Here is a 3,336-nt window from a genome sequence, read left to right as displayed (position 1 = left end):
CGCGGCGCTCGGCGAGGCGGCCCGCGACGCCCTGCGGTTCGCGGTCGCGCTCGGCGGCGAATGCCCGCACCAGGCCCATCTGCCCGCCCTCACCGAGGACCACCCCCACGCCGACGCCGCCCTCGGCGAACTGCTCGCCCACGGCCTCGTCACCACCGTCGGCCCGCACTACCGGCTGGCGGCCGGGGTGGCGGCCCAGCTCGCGGCGGACGGATACGCGGGCGACGCGGCCGAGTCCGCCGGGCGTGCGCACACCGTGGCGCAGCACTACACCTGGTGGGCCGGTCACCCCTCGGTGGCGCCCGAGCGCGTCGCCGTCGAGGCGGACGCGATACTCGCCGCGATGGCCGCCCTGGTCGCCGACCGGGAATCCGGGCACGCCGACGCGGCCGTCGCTCTGGCCCGGGCCGCCGCCCCCGCCTTCGCCGCGGCGCTCCACTGGGGCGCCTGGGAACGCGCCGTACGGCACGGCCAGGAGGCGGCTCGGCTGGCCGGACAGGTCGCCGACGAGGCGTACTTCCACCACGAGCTGGGCGTCCTCGCCCTGTGCACCGGCAACCTCGACCGGGCCCGTGCCGAGCTGGAGGCGTCCATCGGGCTGCGCGGCGCGCTCGCCGACAAGAGCGGCATGGTGGCGGGCCGCCGGGCGCTGGCGCTGGTGAGTGACCGTAAGGGCGCGGCGATGACCAACGCGTTCGGGCCGGGCGTCGTACGGCCGAGTACGGAGGAGCCGGAGCCGACCCCGACGCCCGTCCCGGGGGAGAACGCGACCACGACCATCACCCCGGTGGTGGCCGAGACGACGAAGATACCCCCGGTGGCCCCGGTGGCCCCGGTGGCCGCTACGGCGGCGCTGCCGACACCGCCGCCCGCCGCGTCGCCCCCCGCCAAGCGCGGTCCGAAGGTTCTGCGAGGGCTCGCGCCGACCGGAGCCCGGCGCAACCTGGCCGCCGCGGGGGCGGGAGCCCTGCTGGTGGCCGTCCTCGGCACCGTGGTGACCCTCGGCGCCCTCGGCGACGACGACGGCAAGGACTCGCCCGACCGGGTCAAGCCGCGGGAATCGGCCTCGCAGCAGGACGACGACAAGGACCTGACCGCCGACGAGCCGTCGGACACCCCGGGCCAGCAGACGCCCCGGCCGGGGCTGAGTAACGTGCCGTTGTCGTCGCCGTCCTCGGCGCCGACGAACAGCGGGTCCCCGAGCGGGTCGACCGGGCCGACCGATCCGTCGACGAGCGGTGACCCGTCGCAGCCGCAGAGCCCGTCGGCACCGTCGTCGCAGCCGACGACGAACGAGCCCACGCACGAGCCGACGAACACCCCGACGACCCGGCCCACACCCCCCACGACGCCCCCGACCCACGCCCCGACGAACACGCCGACGACGGAACCCACGTCGCCCACGAACACCGCGTCCAACACGGCCGGCGGCCCACCCCCGAGCAACGGTGCACCCACGCCCCCATCGACGGCCGCGACGGCGTAAGCGGAAAGTCCCCCATCCCGCCCCTGGGGCCCCGCACGCCCTTCGGGCGTTTGAGGACCGGGGCCCGGGGCGGAGCCCCGGTTCGGGAAGGGGCGGGGTGGGGGACAGGCGCCGGAAACCGGCCGCAGCGCGCGGGGGCGGGGTGGCCGGAATGGGTGGGTCCGGGGCTCAGAACAGGCGGAGCTTGTCGTCCTCGATGCCGCGCAGCGCGTCGTAGTCCAGGACGGCGCACCCGATGCCGCGGTCGGTGGCCAGCACCCGCGCCTGCGGCTTGATCTCCTGCGCCGCGAACACGCCCTTCACCGGCGCCAGGTGCGGATCCCGGTTGAGCAGTTCGAGATAGCGCGTGAGCTGCTCGACGCCGTCGATCTCGCCGCGCCGCTTGATCTCGACGGCCACCGTCGTGCCGTCCGCGTCCCGGCAGAGAATGTCCACGGGGCCAATGGCAGTGGGGTATTCACGCCGAATAAGCGTCCAGCCATCGCCCAGTGTCTCGATACGATCGGCGAGCAGCTCCTGAAGATGGGCCTCGACGCCGTCCTTGATCAACCCGGGGTCGACGCCGAGTTCATGCGAGGAATCATGGAGAACGTCCTCCATGGTGATGATGAGCTTCTCGCCCGCTTTGTTCACGACCGTCCACACATTGTCATCGCCTTCCTTCAGCGTGCACGGCGGAGACATCCAGTTGAGGGGTTTGTAGGCCCTGTCGTCCGCGTGAATGGACACACTGCCGTCGGCCTTGACGAGGATCAGGCGGGGTGCCGAGGGAAGGTGGGCGGTGAGGCGGCCGGCGTAGTCCACGGAGCACCGGGCGATGACGAGACGCATGGTCGGCAACGCTACTCGACCACGGAGGCTCCACGCGATTCGTCCGGCGATGGACCCGTTCATCAATGGCTGGTTGTGTGCCCATTCTGGTGGTGCGGGCACAGGGGCCGGAATACCTTTGAAGCGGGCGGTCGCCGGACGCGTACGCTGCGTCGCCGTCCGCCCATCCCATCCCTGAGACCCCGCATCCGGGGTCGCGAGAGGAGAACCCATGTCGCTCGACGTCTCACCGGCCCTTCTCGAACAGGCCGAGCGAGGCGAGGTCGACGAAGCCGCATTCGTCGACTGCGTCCGGAACTCCCTACCGTACGCATGGGAGATGATCAGCTCTCTGGTGGCCCAGCTGAAGGTCGACGGCGGGGAGTTCGCCGACAACCAGACGCCGCCGCCGGACGAGCAGGCCCGCGGACAGCTGCTCCGCGCGCTGGCGAGTGACGCGATACGTGGCGCGCTCCAGCGTCACTTCGGGGTGCGGCTGGCCTTCCAGAACTGCCATCGGGTGGCGGTCTTCCCGCTCGACGCGTCGTCCGACGACCGGCTCGCCCGCTTCACCTCGATCCGGGGACAGCTGCTGAACCAGTCGCCCGAGCTGCGCGACTGCTGACGCGATGTCCGCTGCCGCTCCACCAGGGGGAGGTGTGTCAGAGCAGGAGCGGCAGCACTTCACCACCGAGACGGCGTACGTTCTGCTCCGTGGCGGCCAGATCGCCCGACCCCTCCACCATCAGCGCGAAGCGTGTGATGCCGGTGCGCTCGGCGGTGGCCGCCAGCCGGTCGGCGCACAGCCGGGGCGGGCCCACCGGATGCAGTGCGCACAGCAGCTCCGCGTAGCCGACCGGGTCGCGCATCCGGCGCTCCCGGCCGTCGACCGTGACATGGGCGCCCAGGCCCTGGCGTAACCAGCCCGGCATCGCCTTTGGTCAGGGTCTCCGTCGCCGCGGGGCGCGCGTCCTCGATCTGCACCACCCCGGCCGAGACGTGCTCCCGCGGCCACCGCCGCGACCTCGTCGGGGGAACGG

General features: G+C 72.9%; 3 protein-coding genes and 1 pseudogene. 2 read left to right on the top strand and 2 right to left on the bottom strand.

Features of this window, described 5'->3' with window-relative positions:
- Positions 1-1,486, top strand: a 1,486-nt coding sequence (locus SSOG_RS14600) for an ATPase AAA (RefSeq protein WP_039937601.1), incomplete at its 5' end; no start/stop codon positions are given.
- Between the two features lie 168 nt (positions 1,487-1,654).
- Here SSOG_RS14600 and nucS read toward each other — a convergent pair.
- On the bottom strand, positions 1,655-2,317 hold the full coding sequence (nucS, locus tag SSOG_RS14595) for an endonuclease NucS (RefSeq protein ID WP_039937600.1): 663 nt from the start codon (positions 2,315-2,317) through the stop codon (positions 1,655-1,657).
- Between the two features lie 211 nt (positions 2,318-2,528).
- On the opposite strand from nucS, the gene SSOG_RS14590 reads away from it, so the two are divergent.
- Positions 2,529-2,921 carry an SCO5389 family protein gene (locus SSOG_RS14590; protein ID WP_009714994.1) on the top strand — a complete coding sequence of 131 codons (393 nt, stop codon included), beginning with the start codon at positions 2,529-2,531 and terminating at the stop codon, positions 2,919-2,921.
- Between the two features lie 37 nt (positions 2,922-2,958).
- Here SSOG_RS14590 and SSOG_RS54790 read toward each other — a convergent pair.
- Positions 2,959-3,336 (bottom strand): annotated as a pseudogene (locus SSOG_RS54790) (LLM class flavin-dependent oxidoreductase); the annotation flags it as partial.

The organism is Streptomyces himastatinicus ATCC 53653, from assembly GCF_000158915.1.
In the GTDB taxonomy this organism is placed as follows: Bacteria; Actinomycetota; Actinomycetes; order Streptomycetales; family Streptomycetaceae; genus Streptomyces; species Streptomyces himastatinicus.
Note: the sequence above shows the minus strand (reverse complement) of the source record. Positions and strands in the feature narration are given on the sequence as shown.